At 65.4% G+C, this 22,028-nt stretch carries 19 protein-coding genes; 10 read left to right on the forward strand and 9 right to left on the reverse strand.

The features are described from left to right. The first annotated feature begins 148 nt into the window (after positions 1–148). From htpX to bamC, 6 genes are all read left to right on the forward strand, one after another. Positions 149–1,024, forward strand: a complete 876-nt coding sequence (gene htpX / locus AC56LU_RS08945; RefSeq protein ID WP_497175240.1) for a protease HtpX — start codon at positions 149–151, stop codon at positions 1,022–1,024. Positions 1,025–1,044: 20 nt separating this feature from the next. Beyond that, positions 1,045–1,668: an L-threonylcarbamoyladenylate synthase gene (locus tag AC56LU_RS08950; protein ID WP_497175241.1), complete on the forward strand. Its 624-nt coding sequence runs from the start codon at positions 1,045–1,047 to the stop codon at positions 1,666–1,668. Between the two features lie 90 nt (positions 1,669–1,758). After that, entirely contained in the window at positions 1,759–2,412 is a 654-nt protein-coding gene (locus tag AC56LU_RS08955; protein WP_497175242.1) for a site-2 protease family protein, read from the forward strand. A gap of 2 nt (positions 2,413–2,414) precedes the next feature. After that, positions 2,415–2,984 carry a class I SAM-dependent methyltransferase gene (locus AC56LU_RS08960; protein WP_497175243.1) on the forward strand — a complete coding sequence of 190 codons (570 nt, stop codon included), beginning with the start codon at positions 2,415–2,417 and terminating at the stop codon, positions 2,982–2,984. 57 nt (positions 2,985–3,041) lie between these two features. Beyond that, the gene (gene dapA / locus AC56LU_RS08965; protein WP_497175244.1) at positions 3,042–3,923 is read left to right on the forward strand and encodes a 4-hydroxy-tetrahydrodipicolinate synthase; all 882 of its coding nucleotides are present in this window, start codon (positions 3,042–3,044) and stop codon (positions 3,921–3,923) included. Between the two features lie 42 nt (positions 3,924–3,965). Beyond that, positions 3,966–5,120 carry an NlpB/DapX family lipoprotein gene (bamC, locus tag AC56LU_RS08970; protein WP_497175245.1) on the forward strand — a complete coding sequence of 385 codons (1,155 nt, stop codon included), beginning with the start codon at positions 3,966–3,968 and terminating at the stop codon, positions 5,118–5,120. A gap of 154 nt (positions 5,121–5,274) precedes the next feature. Here the strand turns inward: bamC and AC56LU_RS08975 are convergent, their stop codons facing one another. The 3 genes from AC56LU_RS08975 to AC56LU_RS08985 form a co-directional block, all read right to left on the reverse strand. Beyond that, complete coding sequence (locus AC56LU_RS08975) at positions 5,275–5,559, reverse strand: hypothetical protein (RefSeq protein ID WP_497175246.1); 285 nt, start codon at positions 5,557–5,559, stop codon at positions 5,275–5,277. Positions 5,560–5,829: 270 nt separating this feature from the next. After that, complete coding sequence (locus AC56LU_RS08980; protein WP_497175247.1) at positions 5,830–6,321, reverse strand: DUF7931 domain-containing protein; 492 nt, start codon at positions 6,319–6,321, stop codon at positions 5,830–5,832. 12 nt (positions 6,322–6,333) lie between these two features. Then, positions 6,334–7,455, reverse strand: coding sequence for a JmjC domain-containing protein (locus tag AC56LU_RS08985; protein WP_497175248.1), 1,122 nt, complete (start codon positions 7,453–7,455; stop codon positions 6,334–6,336). 92 nt (positions 7,456–7,547) lie between these two features. On the opposite strand from AC56LU_RS08985, the gene AC56LU_RS08990 reads away from it, so the two are divergent. Further along, the gene (locus AC56LU_RS08990; protein WP_497175249.1) at positions 7,548–8,084 is read left to right on the forward strand and encodes an FKBP-type peptidyl-prolyl cis-trans isomerase; all 537 of its coding nucleotides are present in this window, start codon (positions 7,548–7,550) and stop codon (positions 8,082–8,084) included. A 17-nt stretch (positions 8,085–8,101) separates the two neighbouring features. Here the strand turns inward: AC56LU_RS08990 and AC56LU_RS08995 are convergent, their stop codons facing one another. Further along, positions 8,102–9,073: a hypothetical protein gene (locus tag AC56LU_RS08995; protein WP_497175250.1), complete on the reverse strand. Its 972-nt coding sequence runs from the start codon at positions 9,071–9,073 to the stop codon at positions 8,102–8,104. Then, on the reverse strand, positions 9,073–11,736 hold the full coding sequence (gene mutS, locus AC56LU_RS09000; protein WP_497175251.1) for a DNA mismatch repair protein MutS: 2,664 nt from the start codon (positions 11,734–11,736) through the stop codon (positions 9,073–9,075). The genes AC56LU_RS08995 and mutS overlap by 1 nt, the downstream gene beginning before the upstream one ends. Positions 11,737–11,965: 229 nt before the next feature. On the opposite strand from mutS, the gene AC56LU_RS09005 reads away from it, so the two are divergent. Continuing rightward, entirely contained in the window at positions 11,966–12,679 is a 714-nt protein-coding gene (locus tag AC56LU_RS09005; protein WP_497175252.1) for a hypothetical protein, read from the forward strand. Positions 12,680–12,714: 35 nt separating this feature from the next. Here the strand turns inward: AC56LU_RS09005 and AC56LU_RS09010 are convergent, their stop codons facing one another. From AC56LU_RS09010 to AC56LU_RS09025, 4 genes are read right to left on the reverse strand one after another with little or no spacing between them, the layout of a single operon-like run. Beyond that, positions 12,715–13,290: a DUF3617 domain-containing protein gene (locus AC56LU_RS09010; protein ID WP_497175253.1), complete on the reverse strand. Its 576-nt coding sequence runs from the start codon at positions 13,288–13,290 to the stop codon at positions 12,715–12,717. 40 nt (positions 13,291–13,330) lie between these two features. Next, the gene (locus AC56LU_RS09015) at positions 13,331–14,188 is read right to left on the reverse strand and encodes a MaoC/PaaZ C-terminal domain-containing protein (protein ID WP_497175254.1); all 858 of its coding nucleotides are present in this window, start codon (positions 14,186–14,188) and stop codon (positions 13,331–13,333) included. Then, positions 14,188–16,758, reverse strand: a complete 2,571-nt coding sequence (gene cphA, locus AC56LU_RS09020) for a cyanophycin synthetase (protein WP_497175255.1) — start codon at positions 16,756–16,758, stop codon at positions 14,188–14,190. The genes AC56LU_RS09015 and cphA overlap by 1 nt, the downstream gene beginning before the upstream one ends. A gap of 16 nt (positions 16,759–16,774) precedes the next feature. Next, positions 16,775–18,952, reverse strand: coding sequence for a cyanophycin synthetase (locus AC56LU_RS09025; protein WP_497175256.1), 2,178 nt, complete (start codon positions 18,950–18,952; stop codon positions 16,775–16,777). Positions 18,953–19,232: 280 nt separating this feature from the next. Between AC56LU_RS09025 and AC56LU_RS09030 the strand changes: the two genes are divergently transcribed. Both AC56LU_RS09030 and AC56LU_RS09035 read left to right on the forward strand, forming a co-directional pair. Further along, complete coding sequence (locus tag AC56LU_RS09030; RefSeq protein ID WP_497175257.1) at positions 19,233–21,512, forward strand: cyanophycin metabolism-associated ABC transporter; 2,280 nt, start codon at positions 19,233–19,235, stop codon at positions 21,510–21,512. Further along, positions 21,513–21,980, forward strand: a complete 468-nt coding sequence (locus tag AC56LU_RS09035) for a cyanophycin metabolism-associated DUF1854 family protein (RefSeq protein WP_497175258.1) — start codon at positions 21,513–21,515, stop codon at positions 21,978–21,980. The last annotated feature ends 48 nt before the right edge of the window (positions 21,981–22,028 follow it).

Below are 22,028 nucleotides of genomic sequence, written 5' to 3' on the forward strand. Positions count from 1 at the left end.
CGAGCGGGCAGCATTGCCGTGATTTGAACGCGTGGGCGTAATTCCGGGCACTGCCCGAAATTACCCTGCCCACCCTACGACTTGAAAAAACTACTGGACAGCCCAATCTTGGCAGCCTGACATCGTCATGCTACCCGGAGGCCTGTTCATGAAACGTATCGTGCTGTTCCTTGCCACCAACCTGGCCGTCGTGCTGGTGGTGTCGCTCGTGCTCAACCTGCTCGGGGTGGGACGTGCCGTCACGGGGCAGGGGATCGACATCGGCTCCCTGGCGGTGTTCTCGCTGGTAGTGGGCTTCACCGGTTCCTTCATCTCGCTCCTGATGAGCAAACCGATGGCCAAGTGGTCGACCGGCGCGCGCGTCATCGGGCAGCCCGCCAACGGCACCGAGCGCTGGCTGATCGATACCGTGCGCAAGCTGTCCGAACGCGCCGGCATCAAGATGCCCGAGGTCGCCGTCTACGATGGCGAGCCGAACGCCTTCGCCACCGGCGCCTTCAAGAATTCGGCGCTAGTGGCGGTGTCCACCGGCCTGCTGGCCAGCATGGACCAGGACGAAGTCGAGGCCGTGCTCGGGCACGAGGTGGCCCACATCGCCAATGGCGACATGGTCACGCTGACCCTGATCCAGGGCGTGGTCAATACCTTCGTGGTATTCCTGGCTCGGGTGGTCGGCTTCTTCGTCGACAAGTTGCTGTTCCGCAGCGACGACCGCGGCCCCGGCATCGGCTACATGATCACGGTGTTCGTGTGCGAGATTTTGTTCGGCATCCTGGCCTCGATCATCGTGGCCTGGTTCTCGCGCAGGCGCGAGTTCCGCGCCGACGCCGGCGCCGCCAAGCTGATGGGCACCCCGGTGCCGATGCAGCACGCGCTGGCCCGCCTCGGCGGCCTGGCGCCGGGCGCGCTGCCCTCGTCGATGGCCGCTTCCGGCATCTCGGGCAGCGGCGGCGGCTGGGGCGCGCTGTTCTCGACCCACCCGCCAATGGAACAGCGCATCGCGGCGCTGCAGGCGCTCCGCTAACAATAGAAAGGCAGCCGCCGATGGCCCAATACTTCGAGATCCACCCCGAGAACCCGCAGGCGCGCCTTCTCAAGCAGGCGGCGCAGATCATCGCCTCCGGCGGCATCGTGGCCGCGCCGACCGACTCGGCCTATGCGCTGGTGTGCCGCCTGGACGACAAGGCCGCGGTCGAGAAGCTGCGCCGCATCCGCGGTGTCGACGACAAGCACCACCTGACCTTGCTGGTGCGCGACCTGTCGGCGATCGCCCACTTCGCGCGGGTCGACAATACCCAGTACCGCCTGCTCAAGGCCACCATGCCGGGGCCCTACACCGTGATCCTGGAAGCCACGCGCGAGGTGCCGCGGCGCCTGTCGCACCCCTCGCGCAAGACCATCGGCGTGCGCGTCCCCGAGAACCACATCATGCTGGCGCTGATCGAGGAACTGGGCGAGCCGCTGATCGGCACCACCTTGCAGTTGCCCGGCGACGACCACATGTTGTCCGATCCTGATGAAGTGCTGGAGCGCCTGGGCAAGCAGATCGAGCTGGTGATCGACGGCGGCGCCGGCACGCTTGAAGCGACCACGGTCATCGACCTGACCGGGCCGACCCCCGCGCTGGTGCGCGAGGGCAGGGGCGATCCCGCGGCATTCGGGTTGTAAGGTCCGGCTCGCCGGCCTTCAGCATCGCGTTAGGCGATGCTTCAGCATCCCCTAACTGCCGGGCTGCGCGCCTCTGATAGAATCGCGCACATGGATGAACTCATACGCAACATCGCTGTCTACGCGCTGCCCGTTCTTTTTGCGATTACCCTGCACGAAGCCGCCCACGCCTACGTCGCCCGCTACTTCGGCGACAACACCGCCTACGCCGCCGGGCGCATGACCCTGAACCCGCTGGTGCACATCGACATCTTCGGCACCATCGTCATTCCCATCGCCCTGTACCTGACCACCGGGTTCGTGTTCGGCTACGCCAAGCCGGTGCCGGTCGATTTCGCGCGCCTGCGCAATCCGAAGCGCGACATGGCCTGGGTGGCGCTGGCCGGGCCGGCCGCGAACTTCATCATGGCCTTCCTGTGGCTGGTGCTGGCGGTGCTGCTGGTGGCGTTCAACGTGAACGAGCAATTCCCGCACAAGGTGGCGCAGGCCGGCCTGTTCGCGAACCTCTTGATGTTCGCCTTCAACCTGCTGCCGATCCCGCCGCTGGACGGCGGCCGCGTGCTCACCAGCATGCTGCCGAATAAGCTCGCGTATCAATTCGCGCGGATCGAACCGTATGGCTTCTTCATCGTGTTGGGGCTGATCTTCTTCAACCTGCTGGCCTTCTGGGTGATGCCGGTGATGACGCTGGGCCGCGTGCTGCTGCAGCTGATCGCTTCGCCCCTGACGCTGCTGCTGACGTGAACATGATGAAGCTGCCGGTGTCGCCGTGGGTGGCGCGTTTCGCGCCGCTGGCCAAGGCCGGCGAGGCGCTCGACCTGGCCTGCGGCAGCGGTCGCCACACACGCATGCTGGCGGAGCGCGGCATGGCAGTGACCGCGCTCGACCGCAACCCCGAGCTGCTGGCTCCCCTCGCCGGTCCGAATGTCGCCACCCTGGTGCACGACCTGGAAGCCGAGCACGCCGTCTGGCCTTTCGCGCCGGGCCGGTTCGCGCTGATCGTCGTCACCAATTACCTGCACCGGCCGCTGTTTGCGCAGCTGGCCGCCAGCCTGTGCCCGGACGGCATCCTGATTTACGAAACTTTTGCGCACGGAAACCAGATCTACGGAAAGCCGTCGAACCCGGACTTCCTGCTGGCGCCGGAAGAACTGCTCGGCCTGGCCCGCCAGGGCGGGTTGCAGGTGCTGGCCTACGAGGATGGCCACGTCGATCGCCCCCACCCGGCACAGGTACAGCGCCTGTGCGCGGCGGGGCCGGCCTTTGCCAAAACCGAAGCCAGGCTCGACCATTATGTCGTCACGAATGAACCATAGAGGCGGGCGATCCGCTACAATCAGACTTTTATTTACTTTCCGGCACCGTCAACGCATATGATTAAGGGCAGCATCGTAGCAATCGTCACCCCGATGTTCGAGGACGGCAGTCTTGACCGCGATTCCTTGCGCAAGCTGATCGACTGGCACATCGCGGAAGGCACCGACGGTATCGTCATCGTCGGCACCACGGGTGAATCGGCCACCGTCTCCCCCGAGGAGCACGCCGAACTGATCAAGATTGCGGTGGAACACGCCGCCGGCCGCGTTCCCGTCATCGCCGGCGCTGGCGGCAATTCGACCGTCGAAGCCATCGCACTGACCCGGCATGCCAAGGACGTCGGCGCCGACGCCACGCTGCAGGTGGTTCCTTACTACAACCGTCCGACCCAGGAAGGCATGTACCGCCACTTCAAGGCGATCGCGGAAGCGGTCGACCTGCCGGTGATCCTGTACAACGTCCCGGGCCGCACGGTTGCCGACATGAGCAACGAGACGGTGGCGCGCCTGGCGCCGATCGACAACATCGTCGGCATCAAGGATGCGACCGGCAACATCGGCCGTGGCATCGAACTGCTGCGCATGGTCGACAAGTCCTTCGGCGTCTATTCGGGCGACGACCCGACCGCGATGGCCCTGATGTTCTGCGGCGCTGCCGGCAACATCTCGGTTACCGCCAACGTCGCGCCGCGCGCCATGCACGAGCTGTGCGTGGCCGCGATGGCCGGCGACGTGGCGCGCGCGGTCGAGATCAACAATCGCGTGCTCGACCTGCACGCCAAGCTGTTCGTCGAACCGAACCCGGTGCCGGTCAAGTGGGCCCTGGCCGAGATGGGCAAGATCCCGTCCGGCCTGCGCCTGCCGCTCGCGCCGCTGGGCTCGTCCTTCCACGCCACCGTACGTGACGCACTGGCCCAGGCGGGCCTTCTCTCTGCCTGAACCCGCAAGGGTTCCGGTTTCCAGTACCTGATATCGAAAGCCATGACTAACCGCACCAACAAGACTCCTGCCGCCGCGCGCGTGCTGACGCTGACCGCGATCGCGTTGAGCGTCTCGGCCTGCACTACCATCTTCGAATCGGACAAGGTCGACTACCGTGGCGCCAAGAAGGCCGCCAACCTCGAAGTCCCGCCCGACCTGACCGCGCTGCAGCGCGACAACCGCTACGCCGTCCCCGACGGCAAGGGCGTGGCAACCGCCTCCGGCTTCCAGCAGCAGATGGGGGCGCAGAACGCGCCCGTTGGCACGGTACCTATGGCCGGTTCGATGCAGGCGATCGGTCCGGTCTCCACCGACGCCGTCAGCGTCCAGCGCAACGGCGACCAGCGCTGGCTGGTGGTCAAGCAGACCCCGGAACAGCTGTGGCCGCAACTGCGCCAGTTCTGGGAAAACCAGGGCTTCGCCGTCGAGACCGAATCGACCACGACCGGCACCATGGAAACCAACTGGGTCGAGAACCGCTCGAAGATCCCGCAGGACTTCATCCGCCGCTCGATCGGCAGGGTGTTCGACAGCGCCTACTCGACCGGCGAGCGCGACAAGTTCCGTACCCGCCTGGAGCGCCTGCCGGACGGTTCGACCGAGGTCTACATCAGCCACCGCGGCGCCGAAGAAGTGCTGCAGGGCGCGCAAAAGGAAACCACGATCTGGACCGTGCGTCCGAACGATCCTGGCCTGGAAGCGCAGTTCCTGGGCCGCCTGGTGGCGCAACTGACCGGCGTCAAGGAAACCAAGCAGGCCGAGACCATGGTCGCGAGCACGCCGGTGGCGCCGCAGCAGGCCAAGCTGGTGGGCAATACCGTGGAACTGAACGAGGGCTACGACCGTGCATGGCGCCGCGTCGGCCTGGCGCTCGACCGCGTCGGCTTCACCGTCGAAGACCGCGACCGCGTGCAGGGCGTGTACTTCGTCCGCTACGTCGATCCGGATGCGGCCAACAAGGACGGCTTCTTCAAGAAGCTGTTCACCTTCGGCTCGGACGACAAGGCCAAGGAAGCGCAGCGTTACCGCGTGATCGTCAAGGCCGAGCAGGGCGCGTCAAGCAGCCAGGTGTCGGTGCAGACCAATGACGGCAAATCGGATACCGGCGAGACCGGGGCGAAGATCCTGAAGCTGCTGACGGACGAGTTGAAATAAATCGGGCGCTTCGGTGCTTGATGAGAAACCGGCCCGCGTGGCCGGTTTTTTTATGCGGCGACGGTTTAAGCGGGAGGTGTTTCCGGAAGCTTCGTCCGACATACGGACGTAAAAAAACCGGCCCGCAGGCCGGTTCTGAATCAGAAAAATCTGATTACTTCTTAGCAGCAGCGTCAGCAGCGCCAGCAGCCTGGTTTGCGGTTGCAGCGGCGTCGGTTGCGGTTGCAGCAGCGTCGGTTGCGGTTGCAGCGGCAGCAGCAGCGTCAGCAGCTGGAGCAGCGGTGGTTGCGTCGGTAGCGGCTGGGGTGGTGACAGCAGCGTCGGTGGTAGCAGCAGGTGCTTCAACAGCAGCTGGAGCGACTGGAGCAGCTTCTTCTTTCTTGCTGCAAGCAGCCAGAGCAACAGCCATCAGGGAAACGATCAGCAGGGATTTTTTCATGATTTTCCTTAATATTTCAAAAGTAAGTACTGCTTGTTTGAATAATAATTACCGGTAATTATTGCTCAGTGGAATTCTCGTGCTTTCGATAAAAGCAAACCTGTCAGACAGGCAACGGAACCTTCCTGACCTGATATTATAGCCAAATTTACTGAATCGCAATAGCGAACTCATGCTTGCATGAAAGTATTTTATGCTCCAACAAGCTTTATCTTGTTACAAGATGCAACTCGTAGAATCCTTCGACAAGCATTGGCCCCCTTATAACGTTCACAAGCCCGTATTGGTTGACAATAAAGTGGGCCGCGATTCATCCCAGAGCGCATCGAATCGGTGACGCGGCAAGTCGACGGCGCCGGGTGAGCCGAAAATCGCTTCCCCCCGCATGTGGTCGCTATGGACGCGCCGTACCACATGCGCGTCGTCCGCGATGCAGAAGGAATCCGTCAGCCCATGCAGTGTCTTGGGCGTCAGGCGGCATTCGGCGGCGTGGCTGTAGTCGCGCAGCAGGCGCAGAAAGCGTGGATAGTAGCGTTCCGCGTGCCGGGGCGAATGCAGCGCCAGACGCAGCACGCCGCCATGCTGGAGAAAGCTGCGCAGCGCCGCATCCACATCGCTCGTCCCGAGCGGAAATACCGCAAAGTCGGGATCGAACACATCGAGGCGGGTGCGGGCAGCGGCCAGGCAGGCGCGGAACTGGGCTTCGAATCCGGCCCGGGTGTCGAAACGAACGAGCGCTTCCCCGCTGATCGGCTCCCCCATGGCGTTCTCCATTCAGCCCAGTTCCACCCATCCATCCTGGTACCAGGTGTACAGGGCTTCGAGCACGTCGTCGGTGGCCTTGGCCAGCAGCCCGCCGCCGATGCGCCGCTCGTTGGCCAGCACGTCCAGCACGGCCTTGTCGGCACGGCCGACGGCGAAGGATTCGCCGTTGATGAAGACGTTCTTGCCGCGGTAGAGCATCAGGCTCTTGCTCGACAGCTTCAGCCCCTTCTTGCCCGCCGTCTCCATGAAGCGGCCCATGGTCAGCGGCTTGGCCGGCCCGGTGAAGAATACGTTGTGCTTCGGCTCGGACAGGTGTTCGCCCAGGAAGATGGTGACGTCTTCCTCGTCCCAGCGCACCTTGTTGAGTTCTTCGGTGATGGTCGACAGCATCTCGCGCGGGATCTCGGCCGGGTTCTTCGGCTCTTGCAGCTCCGGGTCGGCATAGCGGCCGGGCAGGTCGATCGAGTCGGCCATGAACTGCAGGAAGGCTTCGCCGAGTTCCTGGAACGAGGGCGAACGGAAGCCGATCGAGTAGGTCATGCATTCGCCCTCGGCCACGCCGTCGTGGGCGTAGTGGGGCGGGAGGTAGAGCATGTCGCCCGGCTCGAGTACGAACTCCTGTTCTGCTTCAAAATTGGCCAGGATCTTGAGCGGCAAGCCTTCCACCAGGGACAGGTCTTGCTGCGCGCTGATGCGCCAGCGGCGCTTGCCCTGCGCCTGCAGCAGGAATACGTCATACGAATCGAAATGCGGGCCCACGCCGCCGCCGTCGGTGGCGTAGCTCACCATCAGGTCGTCGAGGCGCGCGTCGGGCACGAAGCGGAACTGGCGCAGCAGTTCGTCGGCGCGCTCGTCGACCAGGTTGACGCCCTGGACCAGCATGGTCCATTCGCGTTCGTCGCGCGCGGGCAGCTCGGTGAGCGGGCCGTGCTGCATGTCCCACTGGCCGTCACGCAGGCTTACCAGGCGCGATTCGACGTGGTTCTGGCGGGCCAGTTCGGCCAGCTGGTCGAACTTGAGCAGGGGCTTGAAGCCCGGGATCGCGCCGCGGATCAGCAAGGGTTTCTTGTGCCAGTAATCGCGCAGGAACTGAGCGGGAGTAATATTCCCGAGAAGCTGTAATTTTTTCATGCGCCATTATAACCAGCCTACAAGGTAAGCTTGGCAAAGATACCCTGGCTCGGTGAGGGTATAATCCGGGGCTTACAACGAAAGGATCTGCGATGAAGATTGCCAAGAATACGGTCGTGTCGGTCAACTACAAGCTGTCGGACGCCCAGAACAACGTGATCGAAGAGGGCAACCAGCCGATGGTGTACCTGCACGGCGGTTACGAAAACACCCTGCCGAAGATCGAAGAAGAGCTCGACGGCAAGGAAACCGGCTACGCGTCGACGATCCAGGTCGAGCCGGAAGATGCATTCGGCGACTACGATCCGGAACTGGTCAAGGTCGAAGACCGCAAGCGCCTGCCGGAGCCGCTCGAAGTCGGCATGCAGTTCGAAGGCGTGGCCGAAGGCGTGGACGACGAGCCGACCATCTTCACCGTCACCGACATCGCGGACGACAAGGTGGTCCTGGACGGCAACCATCCGCTGGCCGGCATGGCGCTGCGCTTCGACCTGTCGGTGATCGACGTGCGCGAAGCCACCGCCGAAGAAATCGCGCACGGCCACGTGCACGGCGCGCATGGCCATCATCACGAAGAGATGGACGACAGCGAACAGGGCGACCATTTCCGTAGCCAGCCGCTGAACTGATTGGCAGGCGGGCGAGGCTAGCGCAAGGCCTCGCCCAGGCTGAACACATTCTCTCCCTTGTCGGTCACCCGCACCTCCACCGCGTGCGCGCCGACCGACAGGTGCCCCAGGTTGGCGCGCCACGCGATCGCCGGCCGCGCATCCTTGGGCAGCCCCGCGCTGTCCACGACCAGCACCTGTCCCTTGAAGGTGGCTGCACGCAGCTGCACCTGGCGGCGCGTCGCGGCAAAGCCGTCGTGCATGACCGGCGCCCGCTGCAGCAGGGCGCGCAGCCCATTGGCCGGCTGCAGCAAGGGCTGCATATTCCCTTCCGAAAACAGCACCAACGCATCGACCTTGTCCTGCTTGGCGATCGCGAACAGCCGGTTGAGCCAGAAGCGGTTGGCCACCGTCCGGTCTTCGTATTCGCTGTTGCGTCCCGCCGCCGGCAGGTAATGGTTGTTGGCCGCGGGCAGGTTGATGGTGGCGTACAGCACCTTGCCGACTTGCCAGTGGACGTTCTCGGCATAGCTGCGAAAACGCGGGCTGCTCGACAGGCGCGTCACGGGCAGCTTGTCCTTGCCGAGCGATTCGGCTTCGCCATAGAACAGTTCGCGCAGCCGGTTCAGGCGTTCGATGGCATTTGAGCGGCCCGCCGAGTTGCGGCAGCCGGTCCAGTCGTTGCCGCTCAGGGAAACGATCACGGGACGCCTGGCCTTGTCGAACAGCTCGCGCCGCTTCGTGTAGAGGCGGTCGCCGCAGCCTTCCTGTGCTCCCTTGATGCCGGTGACGACCAGGAAGGCGAGGTCCTCGTCCCGTGCGCCCTGCAGCACGTCTTTCAGGGCCTCCTCGCCGCCTTCGGCCGCGCGGTGCCCCACCACGGCGAATCCGTGGACATTCGGGTCCTTCGGCTTGTCCGCCTCCTTCTTTTTGTCACGCGCCAGGGCCGGCGCCGTGATGGCGGCAGCCGCAAGCAGGGCAGCGAGGAGGAGGGGGCGGCGCGCCGGCATTACGCGGCGAGCCTCTTCAGCTCATAGAGCCGTTCGAGCGCTTCACGCGGGCTCAAGGCATCCGGATCGATGGCGGCGAGCGCTTTCTGCAATTCGTCCTGGGCGCCATCGTCCGTGATCGCAGGCGGCGCCGGCGCATTGTCGGCTTCGTCGCAAGGCGCCGCGAACAGGTCCAGCTGCGGCGTCGCATCCAGCGCCTGCGACTCGAGGCGCGCCAGGTGCTTGCGCGCGGCGCGGATCACGGCGGGCGGCACGCCGGCCAGCTGCGCCACCTGCAGGCCGTAGCTCTGCGAGGCCGGGCCGTCCTGCACCGCATGCAGGAACACGATGCTGTCCTTGTGCTCGACCGCCGACAGGTGCACGTTCACTGCGCTCGGGTGGTTCTCCGGCAGCTGGGTCAGTTCGAAGTAGTGCGTGGCGAACAGCGTGAAGCTGCGGCTGTTCTCGATCAGGTGGCGCGCGATGGCCCAGGCCAGCGCCAGGCCGTCGAACGTGGAAGTGCCGCGGCCCACTTCGTCCATCAGCACCAGCGACTGCTCGGTGGCGCCGTTGAGGATGGCCGCCGACTCGGTCATCTCGACCATGAAGGTCGAGCGCCCGTTGGCCAGGTCGTCGCTGGCGCCGATGCGGGTGAAGATGCGGTCGATCGGGCCAATGACTGCTTGGCTAGCCGGCACGTAGCTGCCGACGTAGGCGAGCAGGGTGATCAAGGCCACCTGGCGCATGAAGGTCGACTTACCACCCATGTTCGGGCCGGTGATCAGGAGCATGCGGCGGTCGTTCGACAAGGCGCAGTCGTTGGCGATGAAGCGCTCGATCTGGTTTTCCACCACCGGGTGGCGGCCTTCGACGATGGTGAGGCAGGGCTCGTCTACCAAATGCGGCGCACACCAGTTGTTGCGCAGCGCGTGGCTGGTGAGGGCCACCAGCGTGTCGAGCTGCGCCAGGCCGACGGCGATCGACTGCAGGGCGCCGATGAACGGCGCCAGCTCGCCCAGCAGCACGTCGTACAGCATCTTCTCGCGGGCGAGGGCGCGGTCTTGCGCCGACAGGGCCTTGTCTTCGAAGGCCTTGAGTTCCGGCGTGATGTAGCGCTCGCAGTTCTTGAGGGTCTGGCGGCGGCGGTAGTCTTCCGGCACCTTGTCGGCCTGGCCGTTGGTGACTTCGATGTAGAAGCCGTGCACCCGGTTGTATTCGACGCGCAGGTTGGCGATGCCGGTGCGGGCGCGCTCGCGCGTCTCCAGGTCGACCAGGAACTGGCCGGCGTTCTCGGACAGCGCGCGCAGTTCGTCCAGCTCGGCGTCGAAGCCGCGCGCGAACACGCCGCCGTCGCGCACCATCACGCTCGGCTCGTCCATGATCGCGCGGCTGAGCAGGTCGACGCAGGCCTCGGGCGGGGCCAGCAGGTCGTGGATCTCGCGCAGCAGGCAGGTGTCGCCCGGGATAAAGCAGCGCGCCACCTGGTCACGAAGTGCCGGCAGCTGCTTGAGGCCATCGCGCAGGCAGGACAGGTCGCGCGGGCGCGCCGACAGCAGGGCGATGCGGGTCGTGATGCGTTCGATGTCGGGCACGTTGGCCAGGATGGCGGACAGCCCCGGCGTTGCATCCGCTTGCGCAAGCGCTTCGATCGCCTCGTGGCGCGAGCGCGCCACGCGCTGGTTGCGGCGCGCATGGTGCAGCCAGTGGCGCAGCATGCGCGAACCCATCGCGGTGCGGCAGCCGTCGAGCAGCGAGAACAGGGTCGGCGCTTCCTGGCCGCGGATGGTCTCGGTCAGTTCCAGGTTGCGGCGCGTGGCGGCGTCGAGCCCGATGTATTCGTTCTCCTGTTCGCAGGCCAGGCTCTTGACGTGCTGGAGGCCGCGGCCCTGGGTCGACTGCGCATAGCGCAGCAGCGCGCCGGCCGCGCCGAACGCCGCGCCCAGCCCGTCCGCGCCGAAGCCGGTGAGGGTGGCCACGCCCAGCTGCTCCAACAGCGCCTGGTGGCCCTTGAGGACGTCGAAGTGCCACTCCGGCACGCGGTTGGTATGGGCCACCGGCTCGGCGTCGAACAGGTCGGCGCCATCTGCGCGCAGGATCTCGGCCGGCGCGATGCGTTCGAGTTCCTGCGCCAGGCGCGCTTCGGCGGCGCGCGCGTCGCCAGAGAACTCCATCAGGCGCAGCACGCCGCTGGCGAGCGACAGCCAGGCCAGGCCGACGGTCACCTGCTTGCGTTGCGCCAGCATGCACATGGCCAGCAGCGGGCGGTCGGCCTTTTCGGGCAGCAGGTCGCTGTCGGTCAGGGTGCCTGGCGTAACCACGCGCACCACCTTGCGCTCGACCGGGCCTTTGGACAGGGCAGGGTCTCCGATCTGCTCGCAGATGGCGCAGGATTCGCCAATCCTGACCAGCTTGGCCAGGTAGCCGTCCAGCGAGTGGAAGGGCACGCCGCACATCTTGATCGGCTGGCCGTTCGCGCTGCCGCGCGCCGTCAGCGTGATGCCGAGGATGCGCGCCGCTTTTTCGGCGTCGTCGTGGAACAGCTCGTAGAAATCGCCCATGCGGTAGAACACCAGCATGGTGGGGTAATCGGCCTTGATGCGCAGGTATTGCTGCATCATGGGGGTGACTTTTTCGGCCGGGCTGCCCTTGAGGGCGGCGGCGTTGATTTCGTTGGGAGCGTTCATGTGGTCGTGTTTCGGTACGGCGGGGCAGGTGCTGAGCCAGAGCTTGTCATTTTACCGCGATCGGATCGGCGGGCGCTGTAAAACAGGCAACCCGGCGGGCGAATGTTGCTCCTGTGCGAAGTATCTCCAAAGTTTGCGGCGCTCTACAAATCTTGGACAAATGTCGGCTACTTCCTGACACGAGGCTGACCTATCCTCGGCTTTCTCATCCATACATACAGGAACGCCGATGTCCATTCAAAGAACAATCGTCCTGGGCATGATCAGCTCTGCCTGCCTCCTTGCCGCATGCGGTGGCGACAGCATCGATGCCCCCACGCCGCAAATTGCCACGACCTTCACCGCCTCGGCCGATGGCTGGCAGGGCGGCTTCGCCGACTACCATGCCGAGACCGCGCCGACCGACGTCGTGTGGGAAGCACGCGCCCTGCCGGCGCCCCTGTCGGGCCAGGCCTACTACACAGGCGGTACGAATCGCAGCGACGACCTGTTTATCTACAATAAGAAGAAATTCAGCGGCTATGCGCCGTCCACTTCCTACTTGTTGAGCTTTGAAATCGAGATCGCCACCAACCAGTCCTCCGGCTGCGTGGGTGTCGGCGGCGCGCCGGGCGAAAGTGTCTACGTCGTCGCGGGCGCGGCGCCGACCGAACCGCGCACCGTGCAGACCAACGGCGAATACACCGTCAACCTCGACCGCGGCAACCAGGCAACGCCGGGCCCCGCATCGCAGGTGCTCGGCAACGTCGCCAACGCGGTCCCGGACTGCGGCCCCCAGGTCTACCAGACCAAGCTGCTCAAGAGCACGGCGCCGCTGGCGGTCACCAGCAATGCAAACGGTGAGATCTGGGTCTTCTTCGGGATCGATTCCGGTTTCGAGGCAAAGAGCGCCGTGTTCTACAAGTCGATCAAGGTCGCGGTCGAGCCGGGGCGCAAACCCTGACTGGCGTCGGGCGCTCTTTCGAGGGCGCCAGGCGCTTACTGGTTCGCCGATGCCGGCGCAATACTGCCGCAATCGCTGCCCAGCCATTTTCCGGTACCGCTGGTTTGATGGGTCGTCGGCTTGCCGTCAGGCCCTGTCACAGTTGCAGTCGACTCGAAGGTATAGGCTTTGTCGCCTTGATACGTCATGCTGGCATCGACTTTCATCTGGGCGCGCGTGCAGCGCATGCTCACATTCATCCCGCCCGGCTTGGGTGTCGCCTGCTTGGTGCAGGACTCCATTCCCTTCTTGCCGAGGAAGTCGAAATCCGCGAGGTTCTGCTTCGTTATGCACTGTTTCGTACGTAAGCCGTCACCCGTGAATTCGGTGCCTCTTGCTTCGAGCTGGGCCAGCGCCGATTCGATCTTCTTGCGCTGCTCGGGCGGCATCGAGGCCATCTGGGCCTTCATCTGCTCGACATAGCCCGCCATGGCGGGCCCCGTTTGCTGGCCTGGCAAGCGCATGTCCAGCTGCCACAGCCCCGGCTTGATGTTGACCTGTTGCGCGTCGGCGTCGGATGCGCAGGCGGCAGCGAGCGTCAACAGAGGTATTGCGATCAGCTTGATGTTCATGACGTCTCCAAAAAGGGAATCGACCGGTCTGTCCACCACGTTAGCACGCCGGCATCCAGGTCCCTGTCACCGCTGGTTTTCCAGCGGCTTCAACGACGAATTCACCGCTGCCGGGCTGCATGCGCAGCGTCGCGGTGCTGCCAAGGGTAACAGGAGCGCGGAAGCGGCACGCGATCCCGGTGGTCGCACGGCCACTGTTGTGTTCGAGCGCGGCGCACACCTTGGCAAGCGAATGCATGCCATGAATGATCGGTGTTCGCATGCCCATCAGCCGGGCGCTCCAGCTATATAAATGGATTGGGTTCCAGTCGCCGGACAGGCGGGCATAGCGACGGCCTGCCACCGGATCGAGCTGCCATTGCGCCAGGATCGGGGCGGACAGGTCGGGAACGGCGTCGGGCTGCCTGGCGCCGCCAGCTTGGCCGCGCCGGATCAGGTAGGTACTGGTGCAGCTGAATATCGGCGCGCCATCCGCACTGCCCGTCGTCTCCAGCACGCAACGCAGGGCGCCGCTGGAAGAGGGCGGCAGCAGGCGCAGCACCGTCCGCACGATGAGCGACTGGCCAGCGGCGACAGTTCCGAGCTCTTCGAGGGTGTTCTCCATGTGGACGAGTCCCACGATCCTGAATGGGAAACGTGAATCGAGCATCGTTGCCAGATGGGCGCGCTGGGCCAGCAGATACCACCAGGTCAGCGGAACGCGGTCACCCGCGAAGCCGAAGGCCGCGCGGTAGCGCGCAATGTCGTCCAGCGGTAGCTGGTCGAGGCCGAATTCGGTGACAAGATCCGGCATCGATGCCGGAAAGGGACGCTGCGGACGCTTGAGCAGCGCCCGTAACAGCGTGACAACACCCATGGCCGGCAGGGCCGGCACATGGGAAATCGAAGCAGCAGGCATCAGCCTTCGGCGACGCGCTGCTTGATGTGCGCCAGCGCCGCGTCCACCTGGTCGATCAGGATCAGGCACAGGTCGCCGTGTTCCAGGCGCGACAGCGCGCGGTCGATGGCGACAAACTCGCCATTGATTTCCTCGACGTGGCTGGTGCGGGTGGCGCCCTCCAGGCCACGGCGCAGCAGCGCCACCACTTCGCCGTCGGCGCGGCCGCGCTGGCACTGGTCCTGGTACAGCAGCACGTCGTCAAACGCCTTGCCGAGGATTTCGGTTTGCTGGGAGATGTCCTGGTCGCGGCGGTCGCCGGCGCCGCTGATCACCACCGAGCGGCGCTTGCCCGGCATGCCTTCCACGGCGTTGACCAGTGCGGCGATCGCGTCCGGATTGTGGCCGTAGTCGGCGATGACGGTGGCGCCGCGGTAGTCGAACACATTGAAGCGGCCCGGCGCATTGTCGCTCTCGCCCACGAAGGTCTTCAGGCCGAGGCGGATCTTGTCCCAGTCGATGCCGACGGCCCAGGCGGCGGCCACCGAAGCCATCACGTTCTCCACCTGGAAGCCGACTGCGCCGTTGCGCGTGATGGGCACTTCGGCCAGGGGCACGCGGTGCTCGATCTTGCCCTGCGCCGCAACCAGCTGGCCGTCTTCGACGAAGACGACGCGGCGGCCCTGGGCGCGGTGCATGGCCATGACCGGATTGAAGACATCCAGCGCGAAAAAGGTAACGTCGCCGCGGGTGGTTTCCGCCATCGCGGCCACCACCGGGTCGGCCGCGTTCAGCACGGCCATGCCGCCATCCGCCACGTTCTGGACGATGACGCGCTTGAGCACGGCCAGGTCTTCGAGCGTGGTGATGTAGTTCAGGCCGAGGTGGTCGCCGGCGCCGATGTTGGTGACCACCGCCACCTGGCAGCGGTCGAAGGCCAGGCCTTCGCGCAGCAGGCCGCCGCGCGCGGTTTCGAAGACGGCGGCGTCGACGTCCGGGTGCAGCAGCACGTTGCGCGCGCTGCGCGGGCCCGAGCAGTCGCCGCTGTCGATGCGGCGTCCTTCGATGTAGACGCCGTCGGTGTTGGTCATGCCGGTGCGCAGGCTGGAAGCGGTGAGCAGGTGGGCGATCAGGCGCACGGTGGTGGTCTTGCCGTTGGTGCCGGTCACGGCCACCACCGGGATGCGGCCATCGTCGCCGTCCTGGAACAGGGTGTCCACGATCGCTTCGCCGATCGGGCGGGGCTTGCCGAACGAGGGCGACAGGTGCATGCGCAGGCCGGGCGCGGCATTGACTTCGACGATGCCGCCGTTCTGCTCTTCGATGGGCTTGAGCACGCTGTCGCACACCAGGTCGACGCCGCAGATGTCCAGGCCCACCATGTGGGCGGCGGCGATGCAGCGCTCCGCCACTTCCGGATGGACGTCGTCGGTGACGTCGGTGGCGGTGCCTCCGGTCGACAGGTTGGCGTTATTGCGCAGTACCACGCGCTGCCCCTTGTCCGGCACCGAATCGGCATCCAGGCCGCGGGCGGCCAGCGTCGCCAGGGCGATATCGTCGAAACGGATCTTGGTCAGCGAGGTCGAATGGCCTTCGCCGCGGCGCGGGTCGAGGTTGACCTGCTCGACCAGCTCGCGCACGCTGTGCACGCCGTCGCCCAGCACGAAAGGCGGGTCGCGGCGCGCAGCAGCCACCAGCTTGTCGCCGATCACCAGGATGCGGAAGTCGTGGCCCGGCAGGTAACGCTCGACCAGGATGTCGTCGCGGAACTCCGCGGCGGTGTGGAAGCCGGCGGTGAGTTGTTCCCTGGTCGTGACGTTGACGGTCACGCCCTTGCCCTGGTTGCCGTCCTTCGGCTTGATCACGACCGGCAGGCCGATCTCCTGGGCCGCAAGCCAGGCGTCTTCCGGATCGCTCACGCTGCGGCCCATCGGTACCGGCACGCCGGCGGCATCGAGCAGCCGCTTGCTGAGTTCCTTGTCCTGGGCGATGGTTTCGGCGATGGCGCCGGTGGCGTCGATTTCGGCGGCCTGGATGCGGCGCTGGCGGCTGCCCCAGCCGAACTGCACCAGGCTGCCTTCGGTCAGGCGGCGGAAGGGGATGTTACGGGCGACGGCGGCCTGCACGATTGCACCCGTCGACGGGCCGAGGCGCACGTCTTCGTCGACTTCGCGCAGGCGCGCGAGCGCGCCTTCCAGGTCGAAGGGCTGGTCGGTGCGGGCGGCGTCCACCAGCTGCTCGGCCAGGGCCAGGGCCAGGCGGCCGACGGCTTCCTCGCTGTATTCGACCACGACCTGGTAGATGCCGCGCTCGACGGTGGCGGTGGTGCGGCTGAAGGTGACGGGGCAACCGGCTTCGGCCTGCAGCGCCAGCGCCGCGCGTTCCAGCACCTGGGCCAGCGGCACGGTGTCGTCATGGCCGTAGGGCTGCAGTTGGCCGACTTGCGGAAAGCGCGCGCGCAGGCGCGTCTCGAAGCCGGCCAGCTCGCGGATCGATTCTTCCTGCGGCGTGCACGAGACGATCGCCTCCACCGAGGTGTGATGGCTCCAGAGGTTGGGACCACGCAGGGCCCTGACGCGAGATACTTCCATAAACCTTCAATCTTATTTAGTGAATCGTTTTCTTGGGGGTGGCATCGAAGGCGCGCAGGCCCCCGCAGATCAGGTCGGAGGGCACGCCCAGCGCCCAGGCCGCCGCTACCGCCGCCAGCACGCTGGCCGGATGCTTCACCGTGGCCGGCGGGATCTTCGCCAGGTCGAGCAGCACGTCCTCGAGGTCGAAGCCCTCGGCCAGCACGATGCGATTGTCGCGCACGAACACCACGCGTTCGCCTTGGGCGCGATGGCTTGCCACCACCTCGTTGTTCTCGTCGAGCGCGTAGAAGATCACGCGGCCGTCCGACAGCTCCGCCAGCGCCGCCACCGAATCGATGTCCGCGTTCAGCACCGCCGTCCCTTCGGACAGGATCACGTCCACCTGGCTGCGGATCACGTTGCGCAGGCCGTCCTGGTCTGCAATGTGGAATTCGGTGACGTCCTGCAGGCCTTCCATGTCGGTGACGACGCCGACCAGGCAGCGGTCGTAGGGCAGGCCCCCGGACAGGATCGAGCGCGCGTTCGATTCGAATACGGCGGTCTGCACGGTGCGGTTGATCAGGAGGCGCTGGCCGGCCTCGAAGCCGGTGGAGTCGCGCTTGCTCACTTCGCGCGCGTCGAGGTACAGGCCTTCGCCATTGGCGACGCCCACGTGCTTGCCGGTGATGTGGACCAGGCAGCCCACCAGGCGCGCGATCAGGCTGGTGCCGAGCGTGCCGGTGACGCCGACCACCGGGATGCGGCCGCTTTCGCCTTCGTCGAACAGGTGCTCGATGACGGCCTTGCCGACATTGCGCGGCGTGCCGCTGGCCGGCTTGATGTGGGCCAGCAGGCCCGGGCTCGAATTGACTTCGATGATCGCGCCGCGCTGTTCTTCCAGCGGACGCGAAATGTCTTCGCATACCAGGTCGATGCCGGCGATGTCCAGGCCGACGATGCGCGCGGCCAGCGCCGCGACATGCGCGACCGACGGGTGGACCTGGTCGGTGACGTCGTCGGCGACGTTGCCGTTCACCTGGATCAGCACCTTCTGCCCAAGCTGCGGTACCGATTCCGGCGTGAGGCCCTGGCGCTTCAGGTCCAGCATGATTTCGCTGTCCTGCGGGGTGACGCGCCCTAAGGGATGTTCTTCGTTCTCGCCGCGGCGCGGGTCGGTGTTGATCTGGCTGTCGCACAGTTCGATGACGTTCGACCTGCCGTCGCCCGTCACCCACAGCGATTCGCCTTTGGCGGCGGCCACCACCTGCCTGCCCACGACCAGCAGGCGGTGTTCGTTACCGGGGATGAAACGCTCGACCAGGACGGCGCTGCTATCGCCGGCTTCCGCGGCGATCGCATAGGCGGCGGTCACGTCGGCCTGGCTCATCAGGTTCAGGGTCACGCCGCGTCCGTGGTTGCCGTCGACCGGCTTGACCACCACCGGGAGGCCGATGTCCTGCGCTTCTTCCCAGGCTTCTTCCGCGCTGCGAACGAGGGCGCCTTCCGGCACCGGCACGCCGCAGGAGGAGAGCAGGGTCTTGGTCAGGTCCTTGTCGCTCGCGATGCCTTCGCCGATGGCGCTGGTGCGGTCGGTCTCGGCGGTCCAGATGCGGCGTTGTGCCGCGCCGTGGCCGAGCTGCACCAGGTTGCCCTCGGTGAGGCGGATCGACGGGATGCGGCGCTCGGTGGCGGCGTCGACGATGTGGGCGGTCGACGGCCCCAGGCACCAGCGGTCGACCAGGTCGGTCAGGCGCTGCACCGTGGCCGCCATGTCGAACGGGGTGTCGTTGATGGCCGCCATGATCAGGTCGTGGCCCGCTGCCAGGGCGGCGCGGCCGACGATCTCGTCGCGGGTGCGGAAGGCCATCTTGTAAACACCGCGCTGGTCGGTGGAGCGGGTCTTGCCGAAGCCGGTCTTCATGCCCGCCATGTTCTGCAGCTCGAGCACGATGTGCTCGAGAATGTGCCCGGCCCAGGTGCCGTCGCGCAGGCGCTCCAGGAAGCCGCCACGGTTGCCGACGCCGCAACGGTGTTCGACCAGGCCCGGCAACCAGGCGGTCAGGCGCTCCGTAAAGCCGGGTAGCGTGTTCGAAGGGAAGTCTTCGAGTTCGCCGATGTCGAGCCAGGTCTCGATGACCGGCCGGTAGGTCCAGATGTTCGGGCCGCGCAGGTGGGTCACGCGGAGGAACTTGATGTCGTTCTTCTTGTTCATGAAAAAATGTCTTCGCCGGTTGCGGGCTTCCTGCGCGCCAGCGTCTTTACCTTTGGTTGCCTGCCTGTTGCTACGGTACCGGAAGACGCCGCTACGTAGCGCACATCCGCAGACCATCCTTTTACTTGCCGGCCCGAAGCTTACCGGGCCGCATCCTTTTTTGCCAATTCACTGATTGACATACTGTTTCCTGTCATCCAAAGGATGCGCAGAAACGTTACATCCGTTTAGCCCCTTGCACTCCGCACTAGAACCACATGCCTGATCTCAGGCGCAATACATGACAACTCAACAACTTGCTATTCCGTCGTCCCTGGCGGTATCCGCTAATGGCTTGCCTGACCATTGGCAAAATGACGTTGCGAAACAGCTTGCACCAGGGGAAAACGTTTTAACCGGCGTCGAGGTTGACCTCGATGTGAAATTACGTTTCACGAAGGGAATGTTGGTGGTCACCAGCCGCCGGCTGTTGGCCAAGGCTCCCGGCGAGGATGCCTGGCGCGAGTGGGCCTACCGCCCCGGCCTGGCGTTGCGCCACCACGACCACGCTGGCGTCGGTCACCTCGAACTGGTCGATACCGAAGGCCTCCTGGGGGCCTGGCGCTTCACGCTGGGCCAGAATCTGAACGCGATCCGCGTGGTCGACCATTTCGCCGAACAGCTCAAGAGCGCCATCACCAGCGTGCCGGTGACGCTGCCCGACCAGCACACCTGCCCGAGCTGCAAGGCGCCGCTCGAGGCCGACGACGCCGAGTGCGCGGTGTGCGCCAAGGTGCTGCACACCCCGCCCTCCACCTGGACCCTGTTCCGCCTGTGGCGCTTTGCCCGGCCCTACAAGGGCCAGCTGCTGCTGGGTTTCCTGCTGATGGTCGGCTCGACCGGGGCGCACATGATCCCGCCCTACCTGACCAAGCCGCTGATGGACAATGTCCTGATTCCGTACCAGAACGGCCAGAGCATTGACGACTCGCTGGTCTATCTCTATATGGGCGGCCTGTTCGGGGCGGCGCTGCTGGCCTGGGCGCTGGGCTGGGGCAAGACCTACGTGCTGGCGCTGGCGTCCGAGCGCATCAGCGCCGACCTGCGCTCGACCACCTATGAACACCTGCTGCGCCTGTCGCTGGAATACTTCGGCGGCAAACGCACCGGCGACCTGATGTCGCGCATCGGCAGCGGTTCGGACCGGATCAGCGTCTTCCTGTCGCTGCACCTGCTCGACTTCCTGTCGGACGTCCTCCTGATCATCATGACGGGCGTGATCCTGTTCAGCATGAACCCCTGGCTGGCGCTGGTCACGCTGGTGCCGCTGCCCTTCATCGCCTGGATGATCCACGTGGTGCGCGACCGGCTGCGCACCGGCTTCGAGAAGATCGACCGGGTATGGGGCGAGGTCACCAACGTGCTGGCCGATACCATTCCCGGCATCCGCGTGGTCAAGGCCTTTGCCCAGGAAAAGCGCGAAGCGGCGCGTTTCCGCGAAGCCAACAAGCACAACCTGGCCGTCAACGACAAATTGAACAAGGTCTGGTCGCTGTTCTCGCCGACCGTCTCGCTGCTGACCGAGATGGGCTTGCTGGTGATCTGGATCTTCGGTATCTGGCAGGTGTCGCGCGGCGAGATCACGGTGGGCACGCTGACGGCCTTCATCGCCTACAGCGGCCGTTTCTACGTGAAGCTCGATTCGATGAGCCGCATCGTGTCGGTGACCCAGAAGTCGGCGTCGGCGGCCAAGCGCATCTTCGACATCCTGGATCATGTGTCGAGCGTGCCGGACCCGGTCAACCCGGTCAAGGTCGACAAGGTGGCAGGGAATATCGAGCTGCGCGAAGTCGGTTTCCGCTACGGCAACCGCGCGGTCAACCGCGGCATTTCGCTCAACATCCGCGCCGGCGAGATGGTGGGCCTGGTCGGCCATTCGGGCTCGGGCAAGAGTACGCTGGTCAACCTGATCTGCCGTTTCTACGACGTGGCCGAAGGCGCTATCCTGCTGGACGGCCGCGACATCCGCACCTTTGCCGTGGCCGACTACCGCCGCCACATCGGCCTGGTGCTGCAGGAGCCTTTCCTGTTCTTCGGCACGATTGCCGAGAACATCGCCTACGGCAAACCGCACGCGACCCGCGAAGAAATCATCGCGTCGGCGCGCGCGGCCCATGCCCACGAGTTCATCCTGCGCCTGCCGCAGGGCTACGACTCGATGGTGGGCGAGCGCGGCCAGGGCCTGTCGGGCGGCGAGCGCCAGCGCATCTCGATCGCGCGCGCACTGCTGATCGACCCGCCGATCCTGATCCTGGACGAAGCGACGTCCTCGGTGGACTCGGAAACCGAGAAGGAAATCCAGAAGGCGCTCGACAACCTGGTGCAGGGCCGCACCACCATCGCCATCGCGCACCGCCTGTCCACGCTGCACCGGGCCGACCGCCTGGTGGTGCTGGATCGCGGCGTGGTGGTGGAAGAGGGCAACCACGACGAGCTGATGGCGCGCGAAGGCGCCTACCACCGCCTCTACGAAGCGCAGGCGCGCAACGTGGATGGGGATCCGGATGACGAGGACAACTAAATGAGCAGCACGTTTCAACTCCGCCGCGACAGCTTCGGCAAACTGGTGCTCACCACCCTGGATGGCGAAGAACACGTCGGCGTGATCCCGGTGCGCGCCTTCCCGATCCAGGCGCCGACGCGCGGCATTTCGCTGGTGCGCGAGGGCGGCAAGGAAGTCGCCTGGATCGACGACCTGGCCGAGGTGTCCGGCGAGATCCGCGAACTGGTGCAGGCCGAGATCGAAGGGCGCGAATTCATCCCCGAAATCGAGCACATCAAACAGGTGTCGAGCTTTGCCACGCCCTGCACCTGGTATGTGAAAACCGACCGCGGCGACACCGAATTCGTGCTCAAGGTGGACGAGGACATCCGCCGCGTGGGCGAAACCTCGCTGCTGATCGCGGATAACCATGGCATCAACTACCTGGTGCGCGACATGTTTCATATCGACAAGCACAGTCGCAAGATCCTGGATCGCTTCCTCTAGGACGCGTCGCAGGCGGCATCCGTGCTACCGTCTTCCCTCGACATGATG

The organism is Telluria sp. PB2R4, from assembly GCF_059685695.1.

What these genes read in the sequence shown, in the direction of transcription:
- AC56LU_RS08975 (WP_497175246.1), bottom strand. Translation starts at nt 5,559, where the DNA reads ATGAAAAAATCCCTGCTGATCGTTTCCCTGATGGCTGTTGCTCTGGCT.
- AC56LU_RS09035 (WP_497175258.1), top strand. Translation starts at nt 21,513, where the DNA reads ATGAGCAGCACGTTTCAACTCCGCCGCGACAGCTTCGGCAAACTGGTG.
- AC56LU_RS09025 (WP_497175256.1), bottom strand. Translation starts at nt 18,952, where the DNA reads ATGAACAAGAAGAACGACATCAAGTTCCTCCGCGTGACCCACCTGCGC.
- AC56LU_RS08960 (WP_497175243.1), top strand. Translation starts at nt 2,415, where the DNA reads ATGATGAAGCTGCCGGTGTCGCCGTGGGTGGCGCGTTTCGCGCCGCTG.
- dapA (WP_497175244.1), top strand. Translation starts at nt 3,042, where the DNA reads ATGATTAAGGGCAGCATCGTAGCAATCGTCACCCCGATGTTCGAGGAC.
- cphA (WP_497175255.1), bottom strand. Translation starts at nt 16,758, where the DNA reads ATGGAAGTATCTCGCGTCAGGGCCCTGCGTGGTCCCAACCTCTGGAGC.
- AC56LU_RS08985 (WP_497175248.1), bottom strand. Translation starts at nt 7,455, where the DNA reads ATGAAAAAATTACAGCTTCTCGGGAATATTACTCCCGCTCAGTTCCTG.
- bamC (WP_497175245.1), top strand. Translation starts at nt 3,966, where the DNA reads ATGACTAACCGCACCAACAAGACTCCTGCCGCCGCGCGCGTGCTGACG.
- AC56LU_RS08980 (WP_497175247.1), bottom strand. Translation starts at nt 6,321, where the DNA reads ATGGGGGAGCCGATCAGCGGGGAAGCGCTCGTTCGTTTCGACACCCGG.
- AC56LU_RS08990 (WP_497175249.1), top strand. Translation starts at nt 7,548, where the DNA reads ATGAAGATTGCCAAGAATACGGTCGTGTCGGTCAACTACAAGCTGTCG.
- AC56LU_RS08955 (WP_497175242.1), top strand. Translation starts at nt 1,759, where the DNA reads ATGGATGAACTCATACGCAACATCGCTGTCTACGCGCTGCCCGTTCTT.
- AC56LU_RS09030 (WP_497175257.1), top strand. Translation starts at nt 19,233, where the DNA reads ATGACAACTCAACAACTTGCTATTCCGTCGTCCCTGGCGGTATCCGCT.
- AC56LU_RS08995 (WP_497175250.1), bottom strand. Translation starts at nt 9,073, where the DNA reads ATGCCGGCGCGCCGCCCCCTCCTCCTCGCTGCCCTGCTTGCGGCTGCC.
- AC56LU_RS09015 (WP_497175254.1), bottom strand. Translation starts at nt 14,188, where the DNA reads ATGCCTGCTGCTTCGATTTCCCATGTGCCGGCCCTGCCGGCCATGGGT.
- AC56LU_RS09005 (WP_497175252.1), top strand. Translation starts at nt 11,966, where the DNA reads ATGTCCATTCAAAGAACAATCGTCCTGGGCATGATCAGCTCTGCCTGC.
- htpX (WP_497175240.1), top strand. Translation starts at nt 149, where the DNA reads ATGAAACGTATCGTGCTGTTCCTTGCCACCAACCTGGCCGTCGTGCTG.
- mutS (WP_497175251.1), bottom strand. Translation starts at nt 11,736, where the DNA reads ATGAACGCTCCCAACGAAATCAACGCCGCCGCCCTCAAGGGCAGCCCG.
- AC56LU_RS08950 (WP_497175241.1), top strand. Translation starts at nt 1,045, where the DNA reads ATGGCCCAATACTTCGAGATCCACCCCGAGAACCCGCAGGCGCGCCTT.
- AC56LU_RS09010 (WP_497175253.1), bottom strand. Translation starts at nt 13,290, where the DNA reads ATGAACATCAAGCTGATCGCAATACCTCTGTTGACGCTCGCTGCCGCC.